25 protein-coding genes are annotated in these 24,558 nt (G+C 63.7%); 23 read left to right on the top strand and 2 right to left on the bottom strand.

From position 1 onward, the window contains the following. Window positions 1-151: 151 nt before the first annotated feature. From GYK42_RS27730 to GYK42_RS27715, 4 genes are read left to right on the top strand one after another with little or no spacing between them, the layout of a single operon-like run. Complete coding sequence (locus tag GYK42_RS27730) at window positions 152-1,717, top strand: sensor histidine kinase (protein WP_166450114.1); 1,566 nt, start codon at window positions 152-154, stop codon at window positions 1,715-1,717. Between the two features lie 13 nt (window positions 1,718-1,730). Continuing rightward, window positions 1,731-2,318, top strand: coding sequence for a DUF1697 domain-containing protein (locus GYK42_RS27725; RefSeq protein ID WP_166450113.1), 588 nt, complete (start codon window positions 1,731-1,733; stop codon window positions 2,316-2,318). Beyond that, window positions 2,318-2,719 (top strand): DUF3224 domain-containing protein, encoded by a 402-nt coding sequence (locus tag GYK42_RS27720; RefSeq protein WP_166450112.1) that lies wholly within the window; start codon window positions 2,318-2,320, stop codon window positions 2,717-2,719. The genes GYK42_RS27725 and GYK42_RS27720 overlap by 1 nt, the downstream gene beginning before the upstream one ends. Beyond that, a complete protein-coding gene (locus GYK42_RS27715) occupies window positions 2,716-2,895 on the top strand; it encodes a hypothetical protein (protein WP_034746783.1) in 180 nt (59 codons plus the stop codon). The genes GYK42_RS27720 and GYK42_RS27715 overlap by 4 nt, the downstream gene beginning before the upstream one ends. Before the next feature lie 70 nt (window positions 2,896-2,965). On the opposite strand, the gene GYK42_RS27710 is transcribed toward GYK42_RS27715, so the two are convergent. Further along, window positions 2,966-3,373 carry a PEP-CTERM sorting domain-containing protein gene (locus GYK42_RS27710; RefSeq protein WP_166450111.1) on the bottom strand — a complete coding sequence of 136 codons (408 nt, stop codon included), beginning with the start codon at window positions 3,371-3,373 and terminating at the stop codon, window positions 2,966-2,968. Between the two features lie 334 nt (window positions 3,374-3,707). On the opposite strand from GYK42_RS27710, the gene GYK42_RS27705 reads away from it, so the two are divergent. The 4 genes from GYK42_RS27705 to GYK42_RS27690 are packed head-to-tail and all read left to right on the top strand — an operon-like array spanning window position 3,708 to window position 5,819. Then, window positions 3,708-4,061 carry an ArsR/SmtB family transcription factor gene (locus GYK42_RS27705; RefSeq protein ID WP_034746789.1) on the top strand — a complete coding sequence of 118 codons (354 nt, stop codon included), beginning with the start codon at window positions 3,708-3,710 and terminating at the stop codon, window positions 4,059-4,061. A gap of 8 nt (window positions 4,062-4,069) precedes the next feature. Beyond that, a complete protein-coding gene (locus GYK42_RS27700) occupies window positions 4,070-4,495 on the top strand; it encodes a YeeE/YedE family protein (protein ID WP_166450110.1) in 426 nt (141 codons plus the stop codon). After that, window positions 4,492-4,923 carry a YeeE/YedE family protein gene (locus GYK42_RS27695; RefSeq protein WP_166450109.1) on the top strand — a complete coding sequence of 144 codons (432 nt, stop codon included), beginning with the start codon at window positions 4,492-4,494 and terminating at the stop codon, window positions 4,921-4,923. Before GYK42_RS27700 ends, GYK42_RS27695 begins: the two co-directional genes overlap by 4 nt. A 41-nt stretch (window positions 4,924-4,964) precedes the next feature. Further along, window positions 4,965-5,819: a ChaN family lipoprotein gene (locus GYK42_RS27690; protein ID WP_166450108.1), complete on the top strand. Its 855-nt coding sequence runs from the start codon at window positions 4,965-4,967 to the stop codon at window positions 5,817-5,819. Window positions 5,820-5,822: 3 nt separating this feature from the next. Here the strand turns inward: GYK42_RS27690 and GYK42_RS27685 are convergent, their stop codons facing one another. Beyond that, on the bottom strand, window positions 5,823-6,650 hold the full coding sequence (locus GYK42_RS27685) for an IclR family transcriptional regulator domain-containing protein (protein WP_166450107.1): 828 nt from the start codon (window positions 6,648-6,650) through the stop codon (window positions 5,823-5,825). A gap of 165 nt (window positions 6,651-6,815) precedes the next feature. Here GYK42_RS27685 and GYK42_RS27680 point away from each other — a divergent pair, with 165 nt between their 5' ends. The 15 genes from GYK42_RS27680 to GYK42_RS27610 form a co-directional block, all read left to right on the top strand. After that, window positions 6,816-7,511, top strand: a complete 696-nt coding sequence (locus tag GYK42_RS27680; protein ID WP_166450106.1) for a 3-oxoacid CoA-transferase subunit A — start codon at window positions 6,816-6,818, stop codon at window positions 7,509-7,511. Between the two features lie 11 nt (window positions 7,512-7,522). Next, window positions 7,523-8,164 carry a 3-oxoacid CoA-transferase subunit B gene (locus GYK42_RS27675; RefSeq protein WP_166450105.1) on the top strand — a complete coding sequence of 214 codons (642 nt, stop codon included), beginning with the start codon at window positions 7,523-7,525 and terminating at the stop codon, window positions 8,162-8,164. Between the two features lie 28 nt (window positions 8,165-8,192). Then, the gene (pcaF, locus tag GYK42_RS27670) at window positions 8,193-9,395 is read left to right on the top strand and encodes a 3-oxoadipyl-CoA thiolase (protein ID WP_166450104.1); all 1,203 of its coding nucleotides are present in this window, start codon (window positions 8,193-8,195) and stop codon (window positions 9,393-9,395) included. 153 nt (window positions 9,396-9,548) lie between these two features. Continuing rightward, the gene (locus tag GYK42_RS27665; protein WP_166450103.1) at window positions 9,549-10,844 is read left to right on the top strand and encodes an MFS family transporter; all 1,296 of its coding nucleotides are present in this window, start codon (window positions 9,549-9,551) and stop codon (window positions 10,842-10,844) included. A gap of 76 nt (window positions 10,845-10,920) precedes the next feature. Next, entirely contained in the window at window positions 10,921-11,616 is a 696-nt protein-coding gene (locus GYK42_RS27660) for a fumarylacetoacetate hydrolase family protein (RefSeq protein ID WP_166450102.1), read from the top strand. Between the two features lie 21 nt (window positions 11,617-11,637). Continuing rightward, window positions 11,638-11,958, top strand: coding sequence for a thioredoxin family protein (locus tag GYK42_RS27655; RefSeq protein ID WP_166450125.1), 321 nt, complete (start codon window positions 11,638-11,640; stop codon window positions 11,956-11,958). 569 nt (window positions 11,959-12,527) lie between these two features. Further along, window positions 12,528-13,814, top strand: a complete 1,287-nt coding sequence (locus tag GYK42_RS27650; RefSeq protein ID WP_092711392.1) for an MFS transporter — start codon at window positions 12,528-12,530, stop codon at window positions 13,812-13,814. A gap of 247 nt (window positions 13,815-14,061) precedes the next feature. Beyond that, window positions 14,062-15,081 carry an ABC transporter substrate-binding protein gene (locus GYK42_RS27645; protein WP_166450101.1) on the top strand — a complete coding sequence of 340 codons (1,020 nt, stop codon included), beginning with the start codon at window positions 14,062-14,064 and terminating at the stop codon, window positions 15,079-15,081. Window positions 15,082-15,164: 83 nt separating this feature from the next. Continuing rightward, window positions 15,165-17,339: an ABC transporter permease gene (locus GYK42_RS27640; RefSeq protein ID WP_046684860.1), complete on the top strand. Its 2,175-nt coding sequence runs from the start codon at window positions 15,165-15,167 to the stop codon at window positions 17,337-17,339. Then, window positions 17,336-18,421, top strand: a complete 1,086-nt coding sequence (locus GYK42_RS27635) for an ABC transporter ATP-binding protein (protein ID WP_166450100.1) — start codon at window positions 17,336-17,338, stop codon at window positions 18,419-18,421. The genes GYK42_RS27640 and GYK42_RS27635 overlap by 4 nt, the downstream gene beginning before the upstream one ends. Then, the gene (locus tag GYK42_RS27630) at window positions 18,418-19,251 is read left to right on the top strand and encodes an inositol monophosphatase family protein (RefSeq protein ID WP_166450099.1); all 834 of its coding nucleotides are present in this window, start codon (window positions 18,418-18,420) and stop codon (window positions 19,249-19,251) included. Before GYK42_RS27635 ends, GYK42_RS27630 begins: the two co-directional genes overlap by 4 nt. A 110-nt stretch (window positions 19,252-19,361) precedes the next feature. After that, window positions 19,362-20,462, top strand: a complete 1,101-nt coding sequence (locus GYK42_RS27625) for a porin (RefSeq protein WP_166450098.1) — start codon at window positions 19,362-19,364, stop codon at window positions 20,460-20,462. Between the two features lie 69 nt (window positions 20,463-20,531). After that, on the top strand, window positions 20,532-21,521 hold the full coding sequence (gene iolG / locus GYK42_RS27620) for an inositol 2-dehydrogenase (RefSeq protein ID WP_166450097.1): 990 nt from the start codon (window positions 20,532-20,534) through the stop codon (window positions 21,519-21,521). A gap of 12 nt (window positions 21,522-21,533) precedes the next feature. Next, a complete protein-coding gene (locus GYK42_RS27615; protein WP_166450096.1) occupies window positions 21,534-23,480 on the top strand; it encodes a bifunctional 5-dehydro-2-deoxygluconokinase/5-dehydro-2-deoxyphosphogluconate aldolase in 1,947 nt (648 codons plus the stop codon). After that, window positions 23,477-24,558: thiamine pyrophosphate-binding protein (locus GYK42_RS27610; RefSeq protein ID WP_277346717.1), on the top strand; the 1,082-nt coding region annotated here is incomplete at its 3' end. The genes GYK42_RS27615 and GYK42_RS27610, both read left to right, overlap by 4 nt.

The following is a 24,558-nucleotide window of genomic DNA, read 5'->3' as shown; positions in this document are numbered from 1 at the left end:
CTGCATCAAAGTCCCTATCGAAAGTGGGAATACTGTAAATCTTGCCAATAAGCATGTCATACCGTACATTTGATTCAGGCCCTTGCATTGCCGACGTATCTGCGCCCGCGCCGCGGGCCGGCGGCTGGCCTGGCCCGGGGAGTGTTGATTGATGGTGAGTATCCAAGTCCGGCTGACCCTGCTTTTTGTCGTGATCGTCACCTTGGTGCTGGGCATTTCCGGCAGCTATACACAATATACCTTGAGCAAGGAACTCGAATCGGGCAGCGCGCGCCTGCGCAGCGGTGTGCTCACGCGCCTGCAGACGAGCTTGCCTTCGGCCCTGTGGGACCTCGACAAATCCAAGGTCGACAGCATCGTCGCGGCCGAAATGCTGCCGCCGGAACTGGTCGGCATCCGCGTCTATGACGCGTCCGTCGGTCTGTTCGCGGGCGAAGTGCGCGACGCGGGCGGCACTCTGGTGCCTTTGAGCGCCGACGTGGCCATGGGCGGCACGCCCGTCGAGGCGCCGCTGGTGTTCCGCGACGCCGTGGCGGCGGCCACGGGCGGCAAGCCGGTGATCGTCGGCAAGGTCATCGTCAATTTCAGCCGCGCGCAGATCGATGCGGCCCTGCACGCCGAAGTGCGGCGCAAGGTGCTGGAAGTGTTGCTGCTTGACATCATCCTCGTGGGTGCCCTGGCGCTGAGCCTGCGCATCGTCTTCGAACCGCTGAAACAGTTGCGCGACGGCTTGTTCGACCTGGCCACGCGCGGCAGCGATGAGGTCGAAGAGCTGCCGGAAAACCGGCGCGACGAACTGGGCGACGTGATCCGCGGCTTCAATGCCGTGCAACGCAAGCTCAAGTCCATCATCGAGGGCAGCCGCGAGGCGGAAGACATGGCGCGCCGCTCGCAGCAGGCAACGGCGCAGGCCATGGACGAGCTGCGCCGGGCGCAGGAATCGTTGCTGCAATCGGAACGCCTGGCTTCGCTGGGCAGCCTGGTGGCCGGCGTGGCGCACGAAATCAATACCCCTGTCGGCATCGCCCTGACCAGCGCCTCGGTGCTGAAGGAAGCCACCGATGACATCAGCGCGGCCGTGGCCGGCGGCAGCGTGAAAAAGACCGACATCGTGCGCTACCTGGAAACGGCCGGCGAAAGCGCGCGGCTGATCATGAACAATGCCTACCGGGCCGCACACCTGATCCACAGCTTCAAGCAGATCGCCGTCGACCAGGTCAGCGAGGCGCGCCGTTTGTTCGAATTGCGCGACTATATCGGCGAGGTGATTTCGAGTCTGCAGCCGACCCTGAAAAAGACGCGCATCAGCATCGATATCGATTGCCCGCCTGACATCATGCTCGACAGCTATCCGGGCGCGCTGGCGCAGGTGTTGACCAACCTGGTGTTGAACTGCGTCGAGCACGCCTTCGATGCGGACACGGCCGGCAACATCCATATCGGCGTGCGCCGCGACGGCGACGCGATCGCCATGCAGGTGCGCGACAACGGCCGCGGCATCGCGCCCGACATGCTCGACCGCGTGTTCGATCCGTTTGTCACCACGCGGCGCGGGCAGGGCGGCACGGGACTGGGCTTGAATATCGTGTTCAACTTGATCGCCAAGCAGTTTGGCGGCACCATCACGGTCAGTAGCACCTTGGGGCAGGGCGCGACGTTCCTGCTGCGCCTGCCCACGGTGACGCCGTTGCCGGAAAGCACCAGCAGCCAGGCATAGGCAAGGAGACAACATGGCACAGATAGAAAACAGTCAGCAAGTGGCGCTGTTGCGCGGGATTAATGTGGGCCGCGCCAAGCGCGTGGCCATGGCCGACTTGCGCAAGCTGCTGGGTGACCTGGGTTTTGCGCAGGTGCGCACGGTCCTCAACAGCGGCAACGTCGTGTATGACGGTGGCAAGGTAGCGCCGGCCGAGGCCGCTGCCCGCATCGAGGAAGCGCTGGTGCTGAAACTGGGCGTGGCGGCCAGGGTGACGGTATTGTCGGCCAGCCAGTTTGCCGAGCTGGTCGAACAAAACACCCTGGCGCCGGCGGCCGATGCGGCCCGTCTGCTGACCCTGGTGCTGAACAATCCGGCCGACGTGCAGCGCCTGGCGCCGCTCCTGCAGCAGCCGTGGCAGCCCGAAGCGCTGGCGCTGGGGCGCTGGGCCGCGTATGCCTGGTGTCCCGATGGCGTACTGGCCAGCAAGGTGGTGGCGGCGCTGGGCGTGCTGTTGGGCGACGGCGTCACGTCGCGCAACTGGGCCACCATGCAAAAGCTGCATGCGCTGCTGAACGGAGCCGATGCGCCAGCCACGTCCTCATTTACCAAGGAGCACTGATGCCTTTCATTACCGGTACCTTCGACGTCACCATCACCCCGGAAACCTTGTCGGACACGGCCGCGCAATCGGGACTGGGACGCTTGTCGCTCGACAAGCGCTACCGCGGCGCCCTCGACGCCAGCGCGCAGGGCGAGATGCTCAGCGCGCGCGCCAGCGTCACGGGCTCGGCAGGTTATGTGGCGCTGGAACGGGTGGAGGGTACTCTGGACGGACGTCACGGCAGTTTTTATTTGCAGCACAGCGGCACGATGACGCGCGGCGCGCCCGCCTTGTCCGTGACGGTGGTGCCCGATACGGGCACGGAGCAGTTGCAGGGACTCACGGGCAGCCTGGCCATCCGCATCGAGGACGGCAAGCATTATTATGATTTCACGTATGACATTGTTGAGACGCCATGAACTGGGATATCGTCAAGGGTGTCTTGATCGTGCTCGTCGCCATCAGCGTGGTGGTGACGGCCTTCGTGCTCATTTCGGCCTCGGGCCCGGACAAGGCGGGCTGCATCGCGCGCGCCCTGAAGTCGGGCATTCCTGTGGGGAATATCGAACGGGTCTGCCGCCTGCTCGACAAATGATGGCGCCATAACAAAACATTCCGCACCAGGCGGAATGTTCTTCAGCAACGCCTTGCCAGTGCCGGCGCCGTCAGTTATCGAATTTTTCCTGTTTTTCGCCGTGCAGGCTCAAGGCCACCAGGCCCAATCCCACCAGCAACATCGAGTACATGCTTGCTTCCGGCACGGGGGCCGGCACGCTGGCTTGCTGTGCGGGAGCGGCCGTCATGGGCCGGGGCGGCGCCAGGGCCACGTGACGCGCGCCACTGGTGCTCCAATGCGGTGCCACGCTCGCGTTGCTGCTGGCCAGCAGGCGTGCATACGGCAAGTCCGGCGTTTCCCAGCCGGGATTGTTATTCAAGCTGATGCTTTCATCGATCGTCACGCGTTCGCCGGCTTCCTGCAGCTTGCCGGCCGTCGTATCGCTGACTGCCGCCATGCTCCATGTACTGGCCGACAGCGCCAGCAAGGCCACGCATAACGGCGGATAGATTTTCATCGTGCTCTCCCTGTGGTTCACCGTGCGGCGCGGCCGAAACCGGCTTGCGCATGGACGGACAATTCGCCTGTACGGGGGCGTATCATGGTTTTTCTGCTGTTCTCCCATTACAGCATAGATCGTGACAATTTTGATACGCTTATTTCCTCTTTATTACGAATATTTGTCATTTTGATAGCGTAAACATGATCGCTGCCGCACACTTTGCATGTGCACGCTATCGGCGAAAAAACACTGTTGTTTTTTTGTGCGAATCGCCAGCAAGAAAACAATATATTGATTAGTATATTGTTTATCGTACGCTATTCAATATGACCGCCTGTGGGAGGGCAAGATGGAGACAGTCGCAACACAACACGCCGAATACAACCTCGACGCCATGCGTGGCTCGGCCTACAAGGCCAGCTCGCTGCTCAAGGCCATGGGCAATGCCGACCGTTTGATGCTGCTGTGCCAGCTGTCGCAGGGCGAGCATTGCGTCAGCGACCTCGAACAAAAAGTGGGCATCGGCCAGCCGACCCTGTCGCAGCAGCTGGGCGTGCTGCGCGAAGAGATGCTGGTGGCCACGCGGCGCGACGGCAAGCAGATTTATTACCGTGTTGCCAGCGCGCCCGTGCTGGCCGTGCTGCAAGTGCTGTACGCGCAATTTTGCGCGCCGCGCGCCCCGTTCAACGACGAAGCGGACTGACCGCCGCCATGACCATGGACTGGCAGCACTTCACGCCGTGGACCTCGCTGGCCGGCGGCATGCTGATCGGCCTGGCGGCTGCGCTATTGATCCTGTTCAATGGCCGCATCGCCGGCATCAGCGGCATTGTCGGCGGCTTGCTGCGCCCGCGCAGTGGCGACCTGGGCTGGCGTATCGCCTTTCTTGCCGGCCTGATCGGCACGCCCCTGCTGTACCCGTTGTGGCAAGCCTTGCCGCCCGTACAGATCGACGCGGGCACGTCGACCCTGATCGTGGCCGGACTGCTGGTGGGCGTCGGTGTGCGCTATGGCGCCGGCTGCACCAGCGGCCACGGCGTGTGCGGCCTGTCGCGCCTGTCTCCGCGTTCGCTGGCGGCCACTTGCGCCTTCATGGCGGCCGGTTTCCTCACCGTCTATCTGTTGCGCCACCTATGAACAAACTGATTCTTTCCCTGCTGAGCGGCCTCGTCTTTGGCTTGGGCCTGATCGTCTCCGGCATGGCCAACCCGGCCAAGGTGCTCGCTTTCCTCGACCTGGCCGGCGCCTGGGACCCGTCCCTGGCGCTGGTGATGGGCGGCGCCATCGGCGTGGCCTTGCCCGCCTTCTGGCTGGCGCGGCGGCGCACCAGGTCGCTGCTGGATGAAACCATGCAATTGCCGACATCGCGGCGCATCGACCGGCGCTTGCTGCTGGGCAGCCTGGCCTTTGGCGCGGGCTGGGGCATCGCCGGTTTCTGTCCCGGCCCCGCCCTCGTGTCGCTGCTGGCGGGCCAGCCGAAAGCGTGGCTGTTTGCCGGCGCCATGCTGGCCGGCATGGTCGTGTTTGAATTGCTGGAGCGGCGCAAGCTCCCCGCGCCGGCCTGAGACGGTACAATCTGGCGCATCGCCACTTTGGATACCGCTACATGAAGACCGTGATTTTCCGTGCCGGCGCGCGCGCCGCCCTGCTGTGCAGCATGCTGGCGCTGGCCGCCTGCGGCAACTTGCTGAAGAAGGAAGCGCCGCCCCCACCCCCGCCCGTGGCTGACGCCTTGCCCAATCCGCAAGTGCTGCTGCTCGGTGAAGTGCATGACAATGCGCAAGGCCACCGCCTGAGGGTCGCGGAATTGCAGCGCCGCCTGGCGGCCGGCTGGCGTCCCGTGATCGTCATGGAGCAGTTCGACCGCGAAAACCAGACCTTGCTGACGCGCGCCGCGCGCGAATGCGCCGACCCCGATTGCATCATCCGCGTGATGGAACAGCCGCGCTGGGACTGGAGCGTGTACCGTCCCGTGCTGGACCTCGTCATCAGCTACCAGCTGCCCCTGGTCGCCGGCAATTTGTCGCCGGCCGACGCCTCGCGCATCGTGCGCGACGGCATCCAGTGGTCGATGCCGCCCGCCATGGTGGCCACTTACCTGGCCGCGCCCGTGCCGGCCGATATACTGGAAGGGCAAAAAAAGGAAGTCCAGGCGGCCCGCTGCAATATGCTGCCTGACATGATGGTGGGTGGCATCGTCAACGCGCAAGTGGCGCGCGATATCTGGATGGCCAAGCTGATCCGCGACCAGGCGCCGCGCGACGTGGTGCTGATCGCCGGCAATGAGCATGTGCGCAAGGATATCGGCGTGCCCCGCTGGCTGAAGCTGGCCGATCCGCAACTGAACGTGCGCAGCATCGGCTACCTGGAGCAGGGCGGCAGCGGCTACAAGGGCACGTTCGACCTGACGCAAACGATGCCGGCGCAGCCGCGCCCGGACCCGTGCGCCAAATTTAAGTAAACGCTACTGCTGCACCCGCACCAGGGCGCTGACCCGGCTTGCCGTCTCGAGCAGTTTCGGCAAGCTGTGTTCCAGCAGGTGCGCCACGGACGGCCCCGCCGTCTGGCCGCTGACGTTGATTGCCGCCACCACCTTGCCCGCCCGGTCGAACACGGGCGCGGCCAGGGCGATCAAGCCCTGTTCCAGCTCTTCCTGGACCAGGCACCAGCCCTGGCGCCGCACTTGCGCAATCTCTTCCATCAAGACATCCATATCGACCTTGGTCGCCGGCGTGATTTTCAGCAGCGCCATCTTCGACAGCCGTTCGCGCAGCACCTCGGGCGCCAGTCCCGATAGCAACACTCGGCCCATCGAGGTGCAGTAGGCGGGCAGGCGGCTGCCGATGCCCAGGTTGATCGACATGGTGCGGTGCGCGGACAGGCGCACGACATACACGATGTCGTCGCCGTCGAGCACGGTGGCCGAGCACGACTGGCGCAAGGTCTGCATCAGTTCTTCCAGCAGCGGCTGCGCTTGCGTCCACACGGGCAGTGACGACAGATAGGCGTAACCGAGGTCGAGCACCTTGGGCGTCAAACGGAACAGCCGCCCATCCGCTTCCACGTAACCGAGATGCAGCAAGGTGAGCAGGATGCGCCGCGCACCCGCGCGCGTCAGCTGCGCCCGTTCCGCCACTTCACTCAAGGTCTGTTGCGGCGCGTCCGCGCCAAAGCTGCGCAGTACGGCCAGGCCCCGCGCGAACGATTGCACATAGCTGTCGCCGGGACGCGGCGCGCCGTCGGCATCGACGGTTTCTTCGGCGGAAAGTGGGGGGCTGCTGCGTGCGGTCATGGCAATTCCAATTGGTCAAGGTGGCAATTATAGCCATGGCGCTGGCGAAAACGGCAAATTGACAAGCGTCCCGATCAGGCATATTCTCATGAATAAGTTCTAAATACGAATATTTGTTCTTTATACGAACAAATCGCCGATGGATTTGATTGGGAGGAGACAGCAATGATCGACAAACTGCGTTCCAGCGTGATTGACGCGCTGGCCGATATCCACGATGGCGCCACCGTCATGATTGGCGGCTTTGGCGGCGCGGGCCAGCCGGCCGAGCTGATCGACGGCTTGATCGCCCACGGCGCGCGCGACCTCGTTATCGTCAACAACAATGCGGGCAATGGTGAAACGGGCCTGGCCGCCCTGCTGAAAAACGGGCAAGTGCGCAAGATCATCTGCTCGTTCCCGCGCCAAGCCGATTCCCACGTCTTCGACGCCCTGTACCGCGCGGGCAAGTTGGAACTGGAGCTGGTGCCGCAGGGTAACCTGGCCGAGCGCATCCGCGCCGCCGGCGCCGGCATCGGCGGCTTTTTCACCCCCACGGGCTATGGCACGGACTTGGCCAAGGGCAAGGAAACGCGCGAGATCGATGGGCGCATGTATGTGTTCGAGTCACCGATCCACGCTGATTTCGCCCTCATCAAGGCGGAGCAGGGCGACCGCTGGGGCAACCTGACTTACCGCAAGACGGCCCGCAACTTCGGCCCCATCATGGCCATGGCCGCGACAGTCAGCATCGCTTCCGTGCACGAGGTGCTTGACTTGGGCAGCATCGATCCCGAGCACGTCATCACGCCGGGCCTGTTCGTGCAGCGCATCGTGCAAGTGCCGCGCACAGCCACCGGCCCCGCCGGCTTCAAAGTCTGAAGGACATCACTATGAATAAATGGAATCGAGACCAGATGGCGGCCCGCGTGGCGGCCGATATCCATGAAGGCAGCGTCGTCAACCTGGGCATCGGCTTGCCGACCCTGGTGGCGAACCACTTGCCGGCCGGCGCGGAGATCATCCTGCACAGCGAAAACGGCGTGATCGGCATGGGCCCGGCACCCGCGCCGGGCGAGGAAGACTACGACCTGATCAACGCAGGCAAGCAGCCTGTCACATTGCTGCCCGGCGGCAGCTATTTCCACCATGCCGACAGCTTTGCCATGATGCGCGGCGGCCATCTGGACATCTGCGTGCTGGGCGCGTTTCAAGTGTCCGCCACGGGCGACCTGGCCAACTGGCACACGGGCGCCCCGGACGCCATTCCCGCTGTGGGCGGGGCCATGGACCTGGCCATCGGCGCGAAAAAAACCTGGGTCATGATGGAACTGCTGACCAAGACCGGTGAAAGCAAGCTGGTGCAGGCCTGCACCTATCCGCTGACGGGCATCGGGTGCGTCAGCCGTATCTACAGCGACCTGGCCGTGCTCGAGCTGGGGTCAAATGGCGCCACAGTCGTCGAACTGGTGGACGGCTTGAGTTTTGAACAGCTGCAAGCGTTGACGGCCGTGCCGCTGGCGGACGGACGTTAATTCAAATCACTTTCTTGGAGGAAAGAACATGACTCACGCTTATATCTGCGACGCCCAGCGCACGCCATTCGGCCGCTATGGCGGAGGACTTGCCGGCGTGCGCGCCGACGACCTGGGCGCCGTGCCCATCCGTGCCTTGATGGCGCGTAACCCGAACGTGAACTGGACTGCCGTTACCGACGTGCTGTACGGCTGCGCCAACCAGGCGGGCGAGGACAACCGCAACGTGGCGCGCATGGCCGCCCTGCTGGCAGGCTTGCCCGACAGCGTGCCGGGCGCCACCCTGAACCGCCTGTGCGGCTCGGGCCTGGACGCCATCGGCAGCGCCGCCCGCTTCATCAAGAGCGGCGAAGCGGGATTGATGATCGCGGGCGGCGTGGAAAGCATGAGCCGCGCGCCGTTCGTCATGGGCAAGGCCGACAGCGCCTTTTCGCGCGGCATGAAAATGGAAGACACGACCATCGGCTGGCGCTTCATCAATCCGTTGATGAAAGCGCAGTACGGCGTCGATTCGATGCCGGAAACGGCGGAAAACGTGGCGTCCGACTTCGGTATCAGCCGCGCGGACCAGGATGCGTTCGCGCTGGCCAGCCAGCTCAAGGCGCTGGCGGCGCAGCAGGCGGGCGTGTTCGACAGTGAAATCTGCCCCGTCAGCATTGCGCAAAAGAAAGGCGAGCCCATCGTTGTCGTCCGCGACGAGCATCCGCGCGCCACCACTCTGGAGACCCTGGCCAAATTGAAACCTGTCGTGCGCGCGGACGGCACGATTACCGCCGGTAATGCCTCCGGCGTCAACGATGGCGCGGCGGCCCTGCTGCTGGCCGACGAGGCGAACGCGGCCCGCTTTGGCCTGACGCCGCGCGCGCGTGTCGTGGCCATGGCGACGGCCGGCGTGGCGCCCCGCATCATGGGCATCGGTCCCGCGCCCGCCACCCTGAAAGTGCTGGCCATGACGGGTTTGACCCTGGCCGATTTCGACGTCATCGAACTGAACGAAGCGTTTGCCGCGCAAGGCCTGGCCGTGCTGCGCCAGCTGGGCTTGCCCGACAACGACCCGCGCGTCAATCCGAACGGCGGCGCCATTGCCCTCGGCCACCCGCTGGGTGCCTCGGGCGCGCGCCTGGCCATGACGGCCGTCAACCAGCTGCACCGCACGGGCGGCCGCTATGCCTTATGCACCATGTGCATTGGCGTGGGGCAGGGCATTGCATTGGTGCTGGAACGGGTCTGATCCCGCGCGTCCCATGGCGAAAAAAAGTTGCCGGCGATACGTATTAACCCGTATGCCGGGCGGCTTTTTGACCTTGGTCAAGGGCGTATGATGCAAAACCAGCCTGGGCAACCTGGCTGGCGTTGGCTTTTTCACACGAACAAGAAGATTGATATGACATCCCACGATACTCCGCATGACGTTGCGCAGCTGACTTCCAAGCAGCGCATCAAGGCCATCATTGGCGCTTCCTCCGGTAACCTGGTCGAATGGTTCGACTTCTACATTTACTCGTTCTGCGCGCTGTACTTCTCGCACGCCTTTTTCCCGTCCGGTAACCCGACGACGCAGCTGCTGCAGACGGCCGGCATCTTTGCCGCCGGCTTCCTCATGCGTCCTGTGGGCGGCTGGCTGTTCGGCCGCATCGCCGACAAATACGGCCGCCGCCAGTCGATGATGATTTCCGTGCTGATGATGTGCGGCGGCTCGTTGATGATCGCCGTCATGCCCACCTATGACACCATCGGCGCCTTCGCGCCGTTCCTGCTGCTCGTGGCGCGTCTGTTCCAGGGCCTGTCCGTGGGCGGCGAATACGGCACCAGCGCCACCTACATGAGCGAAGTGTCGGAGTCGGGCAAGCGCGGCTTCTTCGCCTCGTTCCAGTACGTGACCCTGATCGGCGGCCAATTGCTGGCCTTGCTGGTGCTGGTGGTCCTGCAGCAACTGTTGACCCTGGAAGAGCTGCGTGCCTGGGGCTGGCGCATCCCGTTCGTCTTCGGCGCCCTGGCGGCCCTCGTATCGCTGAACCTGCGTAAATCGCTGAGGGAAACGACTACCGCCAGCGAGCGCAAGGACAAGGATGCGGGCAGCCTGCGCGGCTTGCTCAAGCACAAGCGCGCCTTCATCACGGTACTTGGCTTTACGGCCGGCGGCTCGCTCGTGTTCTACACGTTTACCACCTACATGCAGAAATACCTGGTCAACACGGCCGGCATGGATACCAAGACGGCCAGCGCCGTCATGACGTGCGCTCTGCTTGTCTACATGATTTTGCAACCGGTGTTCGGCGCCTTGTCCGACCGCATCGGCCGCCGTACCTCGATGCTGTTCTTCGGCGGCCTGGCCACCCTGTGCGTGCTGCCCATCATGCATGCCTTGAAGGACATCACCAGCCCGTACGCGGCGTTCGGCCTGATCATCATCGCGCTGGCCATCATCAGTTTCTATACGTCGATCAGCGGCTTGATCAAGGCGGAAATGTTCCCCGTCGAAGTGCGCGCGCTGGGCGTGGGCCTGTCGTATGCGGTCGCCAACGCCATGTTCGGCGGTTCGGCCGAATACGTGGCGCTGCAGTTCAAGGCCTGGCACGTGGAAGAGTATTTCTATTGGTACGTGACCATCATGTGCCTGATTTCCTTCATCGTCGCCATCCGCATGCCGGACCCGAGCCGCTCGGGACTGCTGAAGTAACGTTGTCGTAAAATGGGGGACACTGCGGTGTCCCTTTTTCATCACCGCCTTTTTATCGTGCCGATCAGGAGTTTCCATGTCGTATGTCATTGCCGCACCGATCCAGCCCAGCGTTCCCGTCACGGGCAGCGCCGACAGATTTCCCGTTCACCGCATCTATTGCGTGGGCCGCAACTATGTCGACCACGCCAAGGAAATGGGCCACACGGGCCGCGAGGCGCCGTTTTTCTTCATGAAACCAAACGACGCCGTGCTGCCCGTGCCCGCCGGCACGACGGGCGAACTGCCGTATCCGGCGCAGACGCAGGATTTCCAGCATGAGATGGAACTGGTGGTGGCCATCGGCAAGGGCGGCAGCGACATCGGCGTGGCCGATGCGCTGAGCCACGTGTGGGGCTATGCGATCGGCCTGGACATGACGCGCCGCGACGTGCAGGGCGCTGCGAAAAAATTGGGCCGTCCATGGGACACGGGCAAGGCCTTCGAGCATTCGGCGCCCATCGGCCCCATCACTCCGGCCGCGCAGGCGGGCGACGTCAACCATGCCTCCATCACCCTGCACGTGAACGGCGAGTTGCGCCAGGCCAGCACCATCGACATGCTGATCTGGAACGTGGCCGAAACCATCGCCGACCTGTCCACTTACTTTACCTTGCAGCCGGGCGACCTGATCTACACGGGCACGCCGGCCGGCGTGGCGGCCGTGCAGCGCGGCGACGAGCTGGTGGGCGCCATCGATGGCCTGGGCACTTTGCGCGTGAAAGTGGTCTAAGTTCTCAAGGAGGCGCACATGATGAACGACACATATTCCGTAGCACAACCGGCGCGCGCCGAGATCGACACCTTGAAGGGGCCTGCCTTGCTGGAATTCGGCACGGGCTGGTGCGGTCACTGCCGCGCCACCCAGGCGCCGCTGGCCGCCGCCTTCGCGCAGCATCCCGGCGTGCCGCACCTGCGCGTCGAAGACGGCCCCGGCCGCGCCCTGGGGCGTTCGTTCAAGGTGAAACTGTGGCCGACCCTGGTTTTTTTGAAGGATGGCCAGGAAGTGGCACGCCTCGTGCGCCCGCTCGACAGCCGCGAGATTGAGCAGGCTTTTGCATTGATTGATGCGTAGGTCGTTCTAAACCCAACGGCAGGCGTAGGTCGGCTTAGCGCAGCGTAATCCGACACCATCACAACTTCTTGCCGCACCGCACCACTGCGCGTATCATAAGCCGCTTACAGCAAGATCAACCGCATCCTTAGGGATGCAGCGCGATCATCGCCGGCCCGCTCCACCCGGAGGGGCCGCAGGCAAGGATTCACCACAAATGACCGATGCCGCGATGCCGACGCGCGGGTCTGGTACGGAATGCCTGGCGATACGCCGGGCCTGATACACGTCGCCCATCCCCTGACGCCTTTCCTGCCGTGCCCCGGGTAACCGGATGGCGCACGACCGTTGTTTCTCTAAATCAGCACTGATCACGGCGCGATAGCGCGCGTTGGTACACCGTTGTCTGCCGTTAACAACGGCGTGTTGCGGCGTGGAATTTGTTTGCGAATTTAATAGCAATTTCGCAGCAATTACGCCCGAGCACAGCTATGATATGTGAACCGCGCGCCTAGACAACGTGCTGTGCTGCTGCCTGAAAAAACATCCAGAGAATGGCCTTTAGACACCCTCCCCAAGGAGCGCAGTAAATGAGCACCCCCCCTAAGAAAAATTCCCCCGGCACGGTGCTGTTCGCCAGCCTGATCGGCACCACCATCGAGTTCTTCGACTTTTATATCTACGCCACCGCCGCCGTGCTGGTGTTCCCGAAGCTGTTCTTCCCCGCCGGCGACCCGTCGGCCGCCGTGCTGCAGTCGCTGGCCACGTTCGCCATCGCCTTCTTCGCCCGCCCCATCGGTTCGGCCGTGTTCGGCCACTTCGGCGACCGCATCGGCCGCAAGGCCACCCTGGTGGCAGCCTTGCTGACCATGGGTATTTCCACCGTCATCATCGGCTTGCTGCCGACGTATGCCGCCATCGGCACCCTGGCGCCGTTGCTGCTGGCGCTGTGCCGTTTCGGGCAGGGCCTGGGCCTGGGCGGCGAGTGGGGCGGCGCGGTGCTGCTGGCCACGGAAAACGCGCCACCGGGCAAACGCGCCTGGTACGGCATGTTCCCCCAGCTGGGTGCGCCGATCGGTTTCTTCCTGTCGGGCGGCATCTTCTTGCTGCTGAGCGAAACCATGACCGATGAACAGTTCTTCAGCTACGGCTGGCGCATCCCGTTCCTGGCCAGCGCGCTGCTGGTCATCGTCGGCCTGTACGTGCGTCTGAAGATCACGGAAACGCCGGACTTCCAGAAAGTCATCGACAAGAACGAGGTCGTCAAGCTGCCGGTGGCGACCGTGTTCCGCCAGCATGGCCGCATGCTGTTCCTGGGCACCATCATTGCCCTGGCCACCTTCGTGCTGTTCTACCTGATGACGGTGTTCGCACTGAGCTGGGGCACGACCAAGCTGGGCTTCACGCGCAAGGAATTCCTCGTCGTGCAGCTGTTTGCCGTGCTGTTCTTTGCCCTGACGATTCCATTCTCGGCCGTGCTGGCCGACCGCCGCGGCCGCCGCGCCACCCTGATCTGGGTCTCCGTCGCCATCGCCATCTTCGGCCTGGTGCTCGCGCCGATGTTCGGTTCGGGCGTGACGTGGGAAGTGACCGTCTTCATGGCCGTCGGCCTGGGCTTGATGGGCATGACCTACGGACCGCTGGGCACCATGTTGTCCGAGCTGTTCCCGCCCGAAGTGCGCTACACGGGCGCTTCGCTGACGTTCAACCTGGCCGGCATCCTTGGTGCCTCGCTGGCGCCGTACATCGCCACATGGCTGGCGACCAACTATGGTTTGCAATACGTGGGCTATTACCTGTCGCTGGCAGCCGTGCTGACCCTGGGCGCGCTGCTGATGGTAGGCAAGCCACGCACGGGCAAGGAAGCGTGGGAATAAACCGCCCGCGTTAGCTGAATCCCCCGAAAGCCGCCAGCTGCACAGCTGGCGGCTTTTTTTTTGTCGGTAAAACACCACGCCGCATGCCTGCCGAGATTCTTGTTGACAGTCAAAATCGGCTGATGGTAAGGTGTGCACACGTGTGCAATGCAGTGCAAACCCCTGGAAAGCACATCCTGGACAGTGACACCGCAAGATAGCGGTGCGGTCTGAAGTACCTCAACGACAACAAACTTGGAGTGAGACGATGAAGATGCGCAATGTTGCGATTGCTATAAGCCTGGCCCTGCCGATGACGGCCATGGCCGCCGAGGAACGCCTGTCCGTGCTGTGCTCGGCCGACATGGAATGGTGCCAGCTGATGAAGAACCGCTTCGAGGCGGAAAGCAAGATCAAGGTGTCGATGATCAGGAAGAGCGCGGGGGAAGCCTACGCGAAGATCCGCGCCGAAGCGTCGAACCCGAAATCGGACATCTGGTGGGGCGGCACGGGCGACCCGCACCTGCAGGCCGCCGCCGAAGGCTATACGGAAGAATACAAGTCGCCCACCCTGCCCAAGCTGCAGCCGTGGGCGCTCAAGCAGGCCGAGACGGCCAAGTACCGCACCGTCGGCATCTATATCGGCATCCTGGGCCTGGCCTACAACGAAAACGTGCTGAAGAAGAAAAACCTGCCGTCGCCCCAATGCTGGAAAGACCTCGTCAAGCCCGCCTACAAGGGCGAGATCGAGATGGCCAACCCGAACTCTTCAGGCGCCGCCTACAACGCGCTGGCCACCGTGGTGCAGTTGATGGGGGAAGAGGAAGCGTTCGATTTTCTTGCCAAGATGGGCCAGAACGTCAGCAAGTATCCGAACGCGGGCGTGGCGCCCGGCGAGGACGTGGGCCGTGGCGAGGCGGGCGTGGCCATCGGCTTCATGCATGACCTGATGAAACTGACCGTGGCCGGCTTTCCCGTGAAAGTCTTGCCGCCCTGCGAAGGCACGGGCTACGAGATCGGCTCGATGAGCATCGTCAAGGGCGCGAAAAACATGGAGCAGGCGAAAAAATTCTATGAGTTCGCCCTGCGTCCCGACGTGCAGAGCGAAGCCGTGAAAGCGCTGGCCTTCCAGATTCCATCAAACACGGCCGCCACCATTCCCGCCGCCTCGCCGCGCCTGGAAAACATCAAGACCATCAATTACGACTTCGCCAAGTATGGCGCCTCGGACACGCGCAAGCGCTTATTGCAACGGTGGACTACGCAGATCTACTCGGCCGGCAATTAACGCGTAAAGACTGTCATCGTACCGAGCCTGCCGCATGCCGCAACGGCCATGCCGGCGGGCCTACTTAGCTGGATAGAGACCTCATGAAAAAGATATTTTACGGCTGGCTGCTGCTTGCCCTGGCAGCGTTGTGCCTGTTGCCCTGGCAGCAGCAGGAAGCGGGACTGTTCGCCGGCGAATGGCTGCGCGACGGCCAGTTCTTCAGTGACCGTGGCGCACCGGCCGTGCTGCACGTACTGTCGTTCGGCGCATGGCCGCTGGGCGTGTTTTTCGCCCTGATCGCCGCCAGCGCCGCGCTGGTGGCCGGCAATCCCCACCGCAAGACCCTGGGCCTGGGCCAGATCGCCATCGGCGGCGCCGGCCTGCTGTGGCTGGCATGGCTGGGCTGGGGGCCGCTGGCCGCCGGCACGGGCCTGGGCTTCGGCGCGCTGCTGCTGGCGCTGTGCCTGCTGTTCCTCCTTACGTCGGGCGCCGCCGCCTGTGGCGTATGCCGTGGCGACGCCTTCGTGGCCGGCGCCATCGGCCTCATCATTTGCCTCATTTCCCTGTTCGTGCTGTTCCCCGTCGCGCTGATCCTCGTCAGCGCCGGCCAGCCCATGGATGATGGCGGTACGGGCGCCGCCGCCCTGGCGCGCCGCCTGGCCGACCCCGGCATCTGGAGCCTCAATTGCGTGTCCGGTCCCGGCCGCTGCGGCGTGGCCTGGAATACCCTGGCGCTGGCCTTGCTGACGGGCGTATCGGCCACCTTCCTCGGCCTCGTCTTCGCCCTGCTGGTGACGCGCACCAATGGCCGCTGGGTACGTCCCATGCGCGCCATCACCATCTTGCCGATCGTCACGCCGCCCTTCGTGCTGGGCCTGGCCCTGATCCTGCTGTTCGGCCGCAACGGCGCCATCACGGGCCTCGTCGGTGAGCTGTTTGGCATCGAGCAAAGCCGCTGGCTGTACGGCATGACGGGCGTGTGGCTGTCGCAGATGCTGGCCTTCGCGCCGATCGCTTTCATGACATTAATTGGTGTGGTGGAAGGCGTCAGCCCCTCGCTGGAAGAAGCGTCGGGCACCCTGGGCGCCAGCAGCTGGCAAACCTTCGTCAAGGTGTCGCTGCCGCTGATGCGTCCCGGCATCGCCAATGCCTTCCTGCTGTGCTTTATCGAAAGCATGGCCGACTTCGGCAATCCGATGGTCTTGGGCGGCAACTTCCACGTGCTGTCGACGGAAATCTTCTTTTCCGTCGTGGGCGCCTCGAACGACCAGGGCCGCGCGGCCACCCTGGCCATCGTGCTGCTGACCTTTGCCGTGGGCGCTTTCTTCATCCAGAATCTGTGGCTGGGCAAGAAATCGTATGTGACGGTGACGGGCAAGGCCGACCATGGCGGCCACGCCTCGCTCAACCCGCGCTTGAAAACCACCTTGTGGACTATCGCCCTGCCATGGTTCGCCTTCACGGCCCTGATCTATGGCACGGTGGTGGCGGGCGGCTTCGTGAATAACTGGGGCCAGGACAACGCCTTTACCTTGCGCCATTACATCGACGCCTTCGGCATCACGGCGGGCGCTTCCGGCTGGCACTGGACGGGCCAGGCCTGGCCGTCGCTGTTCACGACCTTGACGATTTCGGCCATCGCCGCACCGTTGACGGCCTTTGTCGGCATCCTGTCGGCCTGGCTGCTGGTGCGCCAGCAGTTCGCCCTGAAAAGCGCGTTCGAGTTCGGCACCATGCTCAGCTTTGCCATTCCCGGCACCGTCATCGGCATCAGCTACATTCTCGCGTTCAACTCGGCGCCCATCGAGTTGACGGGCACGGCGACGATTTTGATCCTGTGCTTTGTCTTCCGCAACATGCCGATGGGATTGCGCACGGGCATCGCCGCCATGCGCCAGCTCGACGGCAGCCTCGATGAAGCGTCGATCACCCTGGGCGCCAGCAGCTGGACCACCATGCGCAAGGTCATCCTGCCGCTGCTGCGTCCGGCCATCGCCTCGGCCCTCGTGTACGGCTTCGTGCGCTCGATCACGTCGATCTCGGCCGTCGTCTTCCTCGTCAGCGCCGATTACGACATGGCCACGTCCTACATCATCGGCCTGGTGTCGAACGGTAACTACGGCACGGCGATTGCCTACGCCACGGTGCTGATCGTCATCATCCTGCTGTGCATCCAATTGATTCATTTGCTGGTCGGCAAGCGCCGCCTTCGCCGCGTCAGCGCCGAAAAAACGCTGCCGGCCGCCGTTCCCAACCTGGAAAAGAGCTACGCATGAACCACTTTACTATCCATGAAACAGCCATCGCCGCACTGGAATTCGACCAGGTCACCAAGCGCTACGGCAAGGCCCTGGCCGTGAACGACGTGTCGTTCACGATCGCGCCGCGCACCATGGTCACCCTGCTGGGCCCCAGCGGCTGTGGCAAGACCTCGACCTTGCGGCTGATTGCGGGCCTGGAGCGCGTCAGCGCCGGGCGCATCCTGCTGGCCGGCGAGGACGTCACCTTGACATCGGCTGCCGAGCGCGACGTCAGCATGGTGTTCCAGTCGTACGCCCTGTTCCCGCACATGACGGTTCTCGACAACGTGTGCTACGGCCTCATCGTCTCCGGCGAGACCAAGCCGCGCGCCGTGGAACGGGCACAGGAAAGCTTGCGCCTGGTGGGCCTGGCCGATTTTGCCGCGCGCTTCCCGAACGAGTTGTCGGGTGGCCAGCAGCAGCGGGTGGCCGTGGCCCGTTCGCTGGTGCTGCAGCCCAAGGTGCTGCTGCTGGACGAGCCGCTGTCGAACCTCGACACGAAACTGCGCCGCCGCGTGCGCGACGAGATCCGCGACATCCAGGTCAAGCTGGGTCTCACGGCCGTGTACGTCACGCATGACCAGGAAGAGGCGCTGGCCATTTCCGACCAGATCATCGTCATGAACCGGCAAGTGATCGCGCAAAAAGGCACGCCGCACGAGCTGTTCGAATCGCCGGCCGACAAGTTTGTCGCCGACTTCATCTGCAACGCCAACATCGTCGATGGCGTGATCGAATCGGTAGCCGACGGCAAGGCCGTCTGCGTCATGGGCAAGCTGCGGCTGCGCCTGCCTTGCCGTAGCCAGCGCAGCGGCGAAGCGAGTTTCGCCGTGCGTCCGGAAGCGATCCTGCTGTCGCCCGCGCAGCCCGACAGCGCCATGGCGGTGCGCGTGGCCCGCGCCACCTACCTGGGACGCGAAATGCAATACACGCTCGATACGCCGGTCGGCGAACTGTTTGCCGTCTCGCACGACTTGAGCCAGGTTTTCACGCAAGGCACATCGGTCGCCATGACCGTACACGAACATGGCGCAGCCATCATTGGAGGACAAGCATGACAGATATGACACAGGCAGTGGTACTGGCCGACGCGGCGACCCTGGAACGCTATGCCTACGCCCGGCACATCATCCGCCAGGCGGGCGAGATTGCGCTGGGCATGTTCCAGCGTCGCACGGAACTGGTGATCGAGGAAAAGGGCTTGCAGGACATGGTCAGCATCGCCGACCGCATGGTGGAGGATTTCCTGCGCGCGCAGATTGCCGAGCGCTTTCCCGCCGACGCCGTGGTGGGCGAGGAGCGGGGCGGCGGGGCCTCCGATGCGCGCTGCGTGTGGGTCATCGATCCCATCGACGGCACGGCCTGTTTCGTCAACGGCATGCTGGCCTGGTGCGTGTCGATCGGCGTGCTGGTCGACGGCAAGCCCGCCATCGGCGCCGTGTACGACCCGAATGCGGACGAGCTGTTCCACGCCTGCCAGGGGCAGGGCGCGCATGTGGCGGGGAAGGCCGGCGAAACGCGGCTGCGCGTCAACGACGTGGCCAGCTTGCAGGGCGGCGTGCTGGGCGTGGGCTTTTCGCACCGCGTGGGCACCGGCTCTTTCCTTCCCTTCCTCCTCGACGTGCTGGAAGAAGGCGGCATGTTCATCCGCAACGGCTCCGGCGCCTTGATGATCGCCTACGTGGCGGCCGGGCGTTTGATCGGCTATTTCGAGCCGCACATCAATTCCTGGGATTGCCTGGCCGGTATCGTGCTCGTCAATGAAGCGGGCGGGCGCTGCAATGATTTCCTGGCCGATAACGGCCTGGAAAAGGGCAACCCCATCCTCGTGGGCGGTCCACGTTTGTATCCGCAACTGGCGGCGCTGGCCTTGCCGCGCTGTGCCTGAATACATTCACTGGAAGGGAGGGCGGGCGTCCGGCGAGGGACGCATGTAGTGGCAACACGCTGTTGAGCATCATGAGTAATCCACCACCATAAAAACAAGCAGGAGACAAAATGAAAAACGGGATGAAAAAGAGCACCATGCAGTTGAACAAGATCGCCGCCGTATTGTTGCTGGCCGCGCCAGGCTGCGTCCTGGCCGAATCGAGCGTCGTCGTGTACGGGCGCATCCATGCGGGCTTCGACCGTATCGAGACGTCGAGCTCAGCCACGGCGCCGAACGGCGAATCGGTATCGCGCGTATCGGACAATTCCTCGAAGATCGGTTTCCGGGGACGTGAAGACTTGGGCAATGGCAACACTGCCTTCTTCCAGATCGAGGGCAATGCCAAGCTCGACGATGGCACGGGCGCCATCAATAGCAAGGATACCTTTGTCGGGCTGGAAAACCCCGCCTATGGCCGCATCGCGCTGGGCCGCTTCGCCACGCCGATCCGCCAGATCAACGGCTACACCAACCGTTTCGTGGGAGAAGGCATCCAGGATGACGCCAACATTTCGCAACTGGGCGGTGAAGGCTTCAACCGCCGCAGCTCGAACGCCGTCAGCTACCGCACGCCCGTGCTGCAAGGCTTCAGCGCCACGATTTACCGCGCCAGCGAAAACGAGGCATCGAACGGCGACCGCATCTATTCGGGCATCGTGCAATACGTGAACGGCCCCATCAAGGGCGCCGTCGGCTATGAAAAGCACAAGGACTTGCGTCCCGGCTTCAGCGAAAAAATGTTCCGCGCCGTGGGCAATTACAACTTCGGCGGCGGCGACGTGGGCGTGGCCTGGAACCGCATGGTGTATGACGTGGCCGGCGGCGACTTGCAGCGCGACTACTTCACCATCACGGGCGCCTACAAGGCGGGCGGCGGTTCCTTCATCGGTCGTTTCGGCGTGGCAGGCGATGTGTCGGGCAGCGCGTCCAACGGCAGCAGCGTGACCGTCAAGGCGACCACCCTCGTGCGCGGCGACGACAGCGGCGCCAAGCAGGCGACGCTGGGCTACGAGTATTACCTGTCCAAGCGCAGCACCGTCTACGCCTACTACACGCAGACGAATAACGACAAGAACGCCAACTACACGTTTGGCGGCAATGCCTTTGTCGCCACCAAGAAGGGTGCCAAGCTCAGCGGTGTAATGCTGGGCGTCATCCACCTGTTTTAATTTTTTTGCCCGAATTTGCACACGTGTGCATATTCGGGCAGCGTATTCCCGACTATCAAGGAGATGGAAATGATTCAAGTGGCATTGTTCGGCGCCGGGCGCATCGGCCGCATTCACGCCGGCAATCTGGTACGCCAGCCTGGCGTGCGCCTGAAATACGTGGTCGACGTGCATGCGGGCGCGGCGGCGGAAGTGGCTGCCCTGCATGGCGCCAGCGTCGCCAGCGTGGAAACCGTGCTGGCCGACCCTGAAGTCAAGGCCGTGCTGATCGCGTCGAGCACGGATACGCATGCGGACCTGATCGTGCGCGCGGCGGCCGCCGGCAAGGCCATCTTTTGCGAAAAACCCGTCGACCTGACCCTCGAGCGCGCACGCGCCGCCGCCGCTGCCGTCAACGACGCTGGCGTGCTGTGCATGATCGGCTTCCAGCGCCGCTACGACCCCACGTTTGCCGCCGTCAAGCAGCGCATCGCAGCCGGCGAGATCGGCACGCCGGAATTGCTCATCGTTACCAGCCGCGACCCGGGCCCGCCACCAGTCAGCTATATCCAGGTATCGGGCGGCATCTTCAAGGATATGCTGATCCACGATTTCGACATCTTCCGATGGATACTCGACGATGAAGCCGTCAGCGTGCACGCGACGGGGAGCTGCCTCGTCGACCCCGCCATCGGCGCGGCGGGCGACCTCGATTGCACGGCCGTGACCATTCGCACGGCAAAAGGCCGCTTGTGCCAGATCAACACGACGCGCCGCGCCGCCTATGGCTACGATCAGCGTTTCGAAGTGCTGGGCAGCGCCGGCATGCTGCAGGCGGGCAACCACAAGCCGACGGAAGTGACGGCCTATGGCGCCATCAACGTCAGCGTGGACAAGCCGGAAGATTTTTTCCTGGAACGCTACCGCGCCGCCTACGCCAGCGAAATGGCGCACTTTTTCGATGCCTTTGCCCATGGCGCACCGCTGCGCACCACCGTCCACGATGGCTTGAAAGCGCTGGAACTGGCCGAAGCGGCCACCGTGTCGTGGCGCGAGCAGCGCATCGTGCAACTGTCATAAGGAAAGCATGTGATGAAGAATACGACTGAATTTGCCCAGGGCCGCGCGCTCGACGTGATCTGCCTGGGCCGCCTGGCGGTGGACCTGTACGCGCAGCAGATCGGCAGCACGCTGGAAGACGCCACCAGTTTCGCCAAATACCTGGGCGGCTCGTCGGCGAATATCGCCTTTGGCACGGCCCGGCTGGGATTGAAGTCGGCCATGCTGTCGAAAGTGGGCGACGACCATATGGGCCGTTTCCTCACCGATACCTTGGCCAAGGAAGGCTGCGACGTCAGCCACGTGGGCATCGACCGCGACCGTCTCACGGCGTTGGTCATGCTGGGCATCAAGGACAAGAACACCTTCCCGCTGATTTTCTATCGCGAAAATTGCGCCGACATGGCCATCGACGCCTCGTCGGTGGATGCGGCCTTCATTGCATCGAGCAAGGCGCTGTTGATCACCGGCACGCATTTCTCCACGGCTGCCATGCACGCCGTCAGCACGCAGGCATTGAAACTGGCCCGCGCCAGCAAGGTGCGCACCGTGCTCGACATCGATTACCGGCCCGTGCTGTGGGGCTTGTCGGGCAAGGCCGATGGCGAAACGCGTTTCGTTTCGAACGAAGGGGTGACCAAGCATCTGCAAAGCATCCTGCCGCAATTCGACCTGATCGTCGGCACGGAAGAGGAATTCATGATCGCCGGCGGCGGCGCCGACATCATGGCCAGCTTGCGCGCCGTGCGGGCCGCCACCCTGGCCACCCTGGTCGTCAAGCGCGGGCCGCTGGGCAGCGCCGTCATCGACAATGTGGTGCCGCACAGCCTCGATGACGCATATAACTACCGCGGCGTGCGCGTGGAAGTACTCAATGTGCTGGGCGCGGGCGACGCTTTTCTGTCGGGCTTCCTGAAAGGCTGGCTGCGCGGCGAGGATTACGAAGCGTGCTGCCGCTACGCGAACGGCTGCGGCGCCCTCGTCGTGTCGCGCCATGGCTGCGCGCCGGCCATGCCGTCGCCCGTCGAGCTCGACTATTTCCTCGCCAATGCGGCCAAGCTGACGCAGCCGGACCAGGACGCCACCTTGTCCCGCTTGCACCGCACGACGGTGGCGCGCAAGCAATGGGATGAGTTGTGCGTATTTGCCTTTGACCACCGCACGCAATTCTTTGAACTGGCGCAACAGACAGGTGCGCCCGAGTCCGCCATTGCGGCCCTGAAGCAATTGATGGTGCAAGCCGTGGCACAGACGGAAACGGCCTTGCAGCTGGCCGGCAAGACGGGCGTGCTGATCGACGGCCGCTATGGCGTCGACGCCCTCAACGATGCGACGGGGCGCGGCTGGTGGATAGGCCGTCCCGTGGAATTGCCGGGATCGAACCCGCTGCAATTCGACTGGGGCCGTTCCATCGGCTCGCACCTGCTGAGCTGGCCCAAGGAACACGTGATCAAGTGCCTGGTGCAGCTGCACCCGGACGACGCGGTGGAAAACCGGCTGGAACAGGAAGCGCAAATCAAGGCCCTGTACGACGCGGCGCAAGTGAGCGGTCACGAACTGTTGCTGGAAGTCATACCGTCGGAATCCTTGCCGCACGGCGACGATACGGTCTTGCGCGCCGTCAAGCGTCTGTACAACCTCGGTATTTATCCCGAATGGTGGAAGCTGGAAAGCATGTCGGCCCAGCAATGGCAAGCCATCGATGCCCTCGTGCACGAACGTGATCCGTATTGCCGTGGCGTCGTCTTGCTGGGCTTGAACGCACCGATTGCCGCCCTGGCCGACAGTTTTGAGCAAGCCAGTGCCAGCACGACGTGCCGCGGCTTCATGGTGGGACGCACCATCTTCCAGGAACCGAGCCGCCGCTGGCTGGCCGGCGAACTCGACGATGCGGGCCTGATCGCCGCCGTGCGCGCCAACTTCGAACAGCTCATTTCCCTGTGGCAGCGTACACGCAACCGTCTGGAGCGTGCGGCATGAGTACGATTCGTTTAACCATGGCCCAAGCCCTGGTGCGCTATCTGGCCGCCTTGCGGGTGGAGGGGGGCGAACCTTTGTTCGGCGGCGCTTTTGCCATCTTTGGTCACGGCAACGTGGCGGGCCTGGGCGAGGCGCTGTACCAGTACCGCGACAGCTTCCCCACCTACCGCGCGCATAATGAACAGGCGATGGCGCATTCGGCCATCGCCTATGCGAAAGCCCACATGCGCCGGCGCATGATGGCGGTGACCAGTTCCATCGGTCCCGGCGCGACCAACTTGCTGACGGCCGCCGCGCTGGCGCACGTGAACCGCTTGCCCGTACTGCTGTTGCCCGGCGACGTGTTCGTCTCGCGCGCGCCCGACCCGGTCTTGCAGCAGCTGGAAGACGGCACGGATGGCAGCGTTTCCGTCAACGATGCGTTCAAGCCGCTGTCGCGCTACTTTGACCGCATCGTCTATCCGGAGCAGTTGCTCACCGCCTTGCCGCGCGCCATTGCCGCCTTGACGGACCCGGCCGCTTGCGGTCCCGTCACCTTGTCCCTGCCGCAAGACGTGCAAACGATGGCGTATGACTATCCGGCCGATTTTTTCGAACCGCGCATCGTGCGTTTCCGCGCCGTGCCGCCGGTGGAACAGGAACTGGAAGAGGCGGCAGCGTTGTTGAAACACGCGAAACAGCCGCTGATCGTGGCCGGTGGCGGCGTGCTGTACGGCAAGGCCAGCGCCGCCTTGCAGGCGTTTGCCGAGCGCCATGGCATACCCGTGGCGGAAACCCAGGCCGGTAAAAGTTCTCTGCCATGGAACCATCCGCTGCAGCTGGGCGCCATTGGCGTGACGGGCTCGCCTGCGGCGAATGCCCTGGCGGCGGACGCGGACGTGGTGCTGGCCATCGGCACGCGCCTGCAGGATTTCACGACGGGTTCCAACTCCCTGTTTGCGCAGGCGCAATTGGTCAGCCTGAACGTCAACAGCTTTGATGCCCTGAAACGCCGTGGCCTCGGTGTGCAGGCGGACGCGACGCTTGGCTTGCAGGGCCTGTCGCGGCTGCTGGGCAGCTGGAATAGCGCGGGCCAGTG

The sequence above is a fragment of the Janthinobacterium lividum genome, assembly GCF_011601275.1.
Taxonomy (GTDB): Bacteria; Pseudomonadota; Gammaproteobacteria; order Burkholderiales; family Burkholderiaceae_D; genus Janthinobacterium; species Janthinobacterium lividum_E.
This window is presented reverse-complemented; position numbering and strand designations above follow the sequence as displayed.

Bases quoted from the DNA above. Each gene is read 5' to 3' on its own strand.
- GYK42_RS27730 (WP_166450114.1), top strand. From the start codon at position 152: ATGGTGAGTATCCAAGTCCGGCTGACCCTGCTTTTTGTCGTGATCGTC.
- GYK42_RS27725 (WP_166450113.1), top strand. From the start codon at position 1,731: ATGGCACAGATAGAAAACAGTCAGCAAGTGGCGCTGTTGCGCGGGATT.
- GYK42_RS27720 (WP_166450112.1), top strand. From the start codon at position 2,318: ATGCCTTTCATTACCGGTACCTTCGACGTCACCATCACCCCGGAAACC.
- GYK42_RS27715 (WP_034746783.1), top strand. From the start codon at position 2,716: ATGAACTGGGATATCGTCAAGGGTGTCTTGATCGTGCTCGTCGCCATC.
- GYK42_RS27710 (WP_166450111.1), bottom strand. From the start codon at position 3,373: ATGAAAATCTATCCGCCGTTATGCGTGGCCTTGCTGGCGCTGTCGGCC.
- GYK42_RS27705 (WP_034746789.1), top strand. From the start codon at position 3,708: ATGGAGACAGTCGCAACACAACACGCCGAATACAACCTCGACGCCATG.
- GYK42_RS27700 (WP_166450110.1), top strand. From the start codon at position 4,070: ATGACCATGGACTGGCAGCACTTCACGCCGTGGACCTCGCTGGCCGGC.
- GYK42_RS27695 (WP_166450109.1), top strand. From the start codon at position 4,492: ATGAACAAACTGATTCTTTCCCTGCTGAGCGGCCTCGTCTTTGGCTTG.
- GYK42_RS27690 (WP_166450108.1), top strand. From the start codon at position 4,965: ATGAAGACCGTGATTTTCCGTGCCGGCGCGCGCGCCGCCCTGCTGTGC.
- GYK42_RS27685 (WP_166450107.1), bottom strand. From the start codon at position 6,650: ATGACCGCACGCAGCAGCCCCCCACTTTCCGCCGAAGAAACCGTCGAT.
- GYK42_RS27680 (WP_166450106.1), top strand. From the start codon at position 6,816: ATGATCGACAAACTGCGTTCCAGCGTGATTGACGCGCTGGCCGATATC.
- GYK42_RS27675 (WP_166450105.1), top strand. From the start codon at position 7,523: ATGAATAAATGGAATCGAGACCAGATGGCGGCCCGCGTGGCGGCCGAT.
- pcaF (WP_166450104.1), top strand. From the start codon at position 8,193: ATGACTCACGCTTATATCTGCGACGCCCAGCGCACGCCATTCGGCCGC.
- GYK42_RS27665 (WP_166450103.1), top strand. From the start codon at position 9,549: ATGACATCCCACGATACTCCGCATGACGTTGCGCAGCTGACTTCCAAG.
- GYK42_RS27660 (WP_166450102.1), top strand. From the start codon at position 10,921: ATGTCGTATGTCATTGCCGCACCGATCCAGCCCAGCGTTCCCGTCACG.
- GYK42_RS27655 (WP_166450125.1), top strand. From the start codon at position 11,638: ATGAACGACACATATTCCGTAGCACAACCGGCGCGCGCCGAGATCGAC.
- GYK42_RS27650 (WP_092711392.1), top strand. From the start codon at position 12,528: ATGAGCACCCCCCCTAAGAAAAATTCCCCCGGCACGGTGCTGTTCGCC.
- GYK42_RS27645 (WP_166450101.1), top strand. From the start codon at position 14,062: ATGAAGATGCGCAATGTTGCGATTGCTATAAGCCTGGCCCTGCCGATG.
- GYK42_RS27640 (WP_046684860.1), top strand. From the start codon at position 15,165: ATGAAAAAGATATTTTACGGCTGGCTGCTGCTTGCCCTGGCAGCGTTG.
- GYK42_RS27635 (WP_166450100.1), top strand. From the start codon at position 17,336: ATGAACCACTTTACTATCCATGAAACAGCCATCGCCGCACTGGAATTC.
- GYK42_RS27630 (WP_166450099.1), top strand. From the start codon at position 18,418: ATGACAGATATGACACAGGCAGTGGTACTGGCCGACGCGGCGACCCTG.
- GYK42_RS27625 (WP_166450098.1), top strand. From the start codon at position 19,362: ATGAAAAACGGGATGAAAAAGAGCACCATGCAGTTGAACAAGATCGCC.
- iolG (WP_166450097.1), top strand. From the start codon at position 20,532: ATGATTCAAGTGGCATTGTTCGGCGCCGGGCGCATCGGCCGCATTCAC.
- GYK42_RS27615 (WP_166450096.1), top strand. From the start codon at position 21,534: ATGAAGAATACGACTGAATTTGCCCAGGGCCGCGCGCTCGACGTGATC.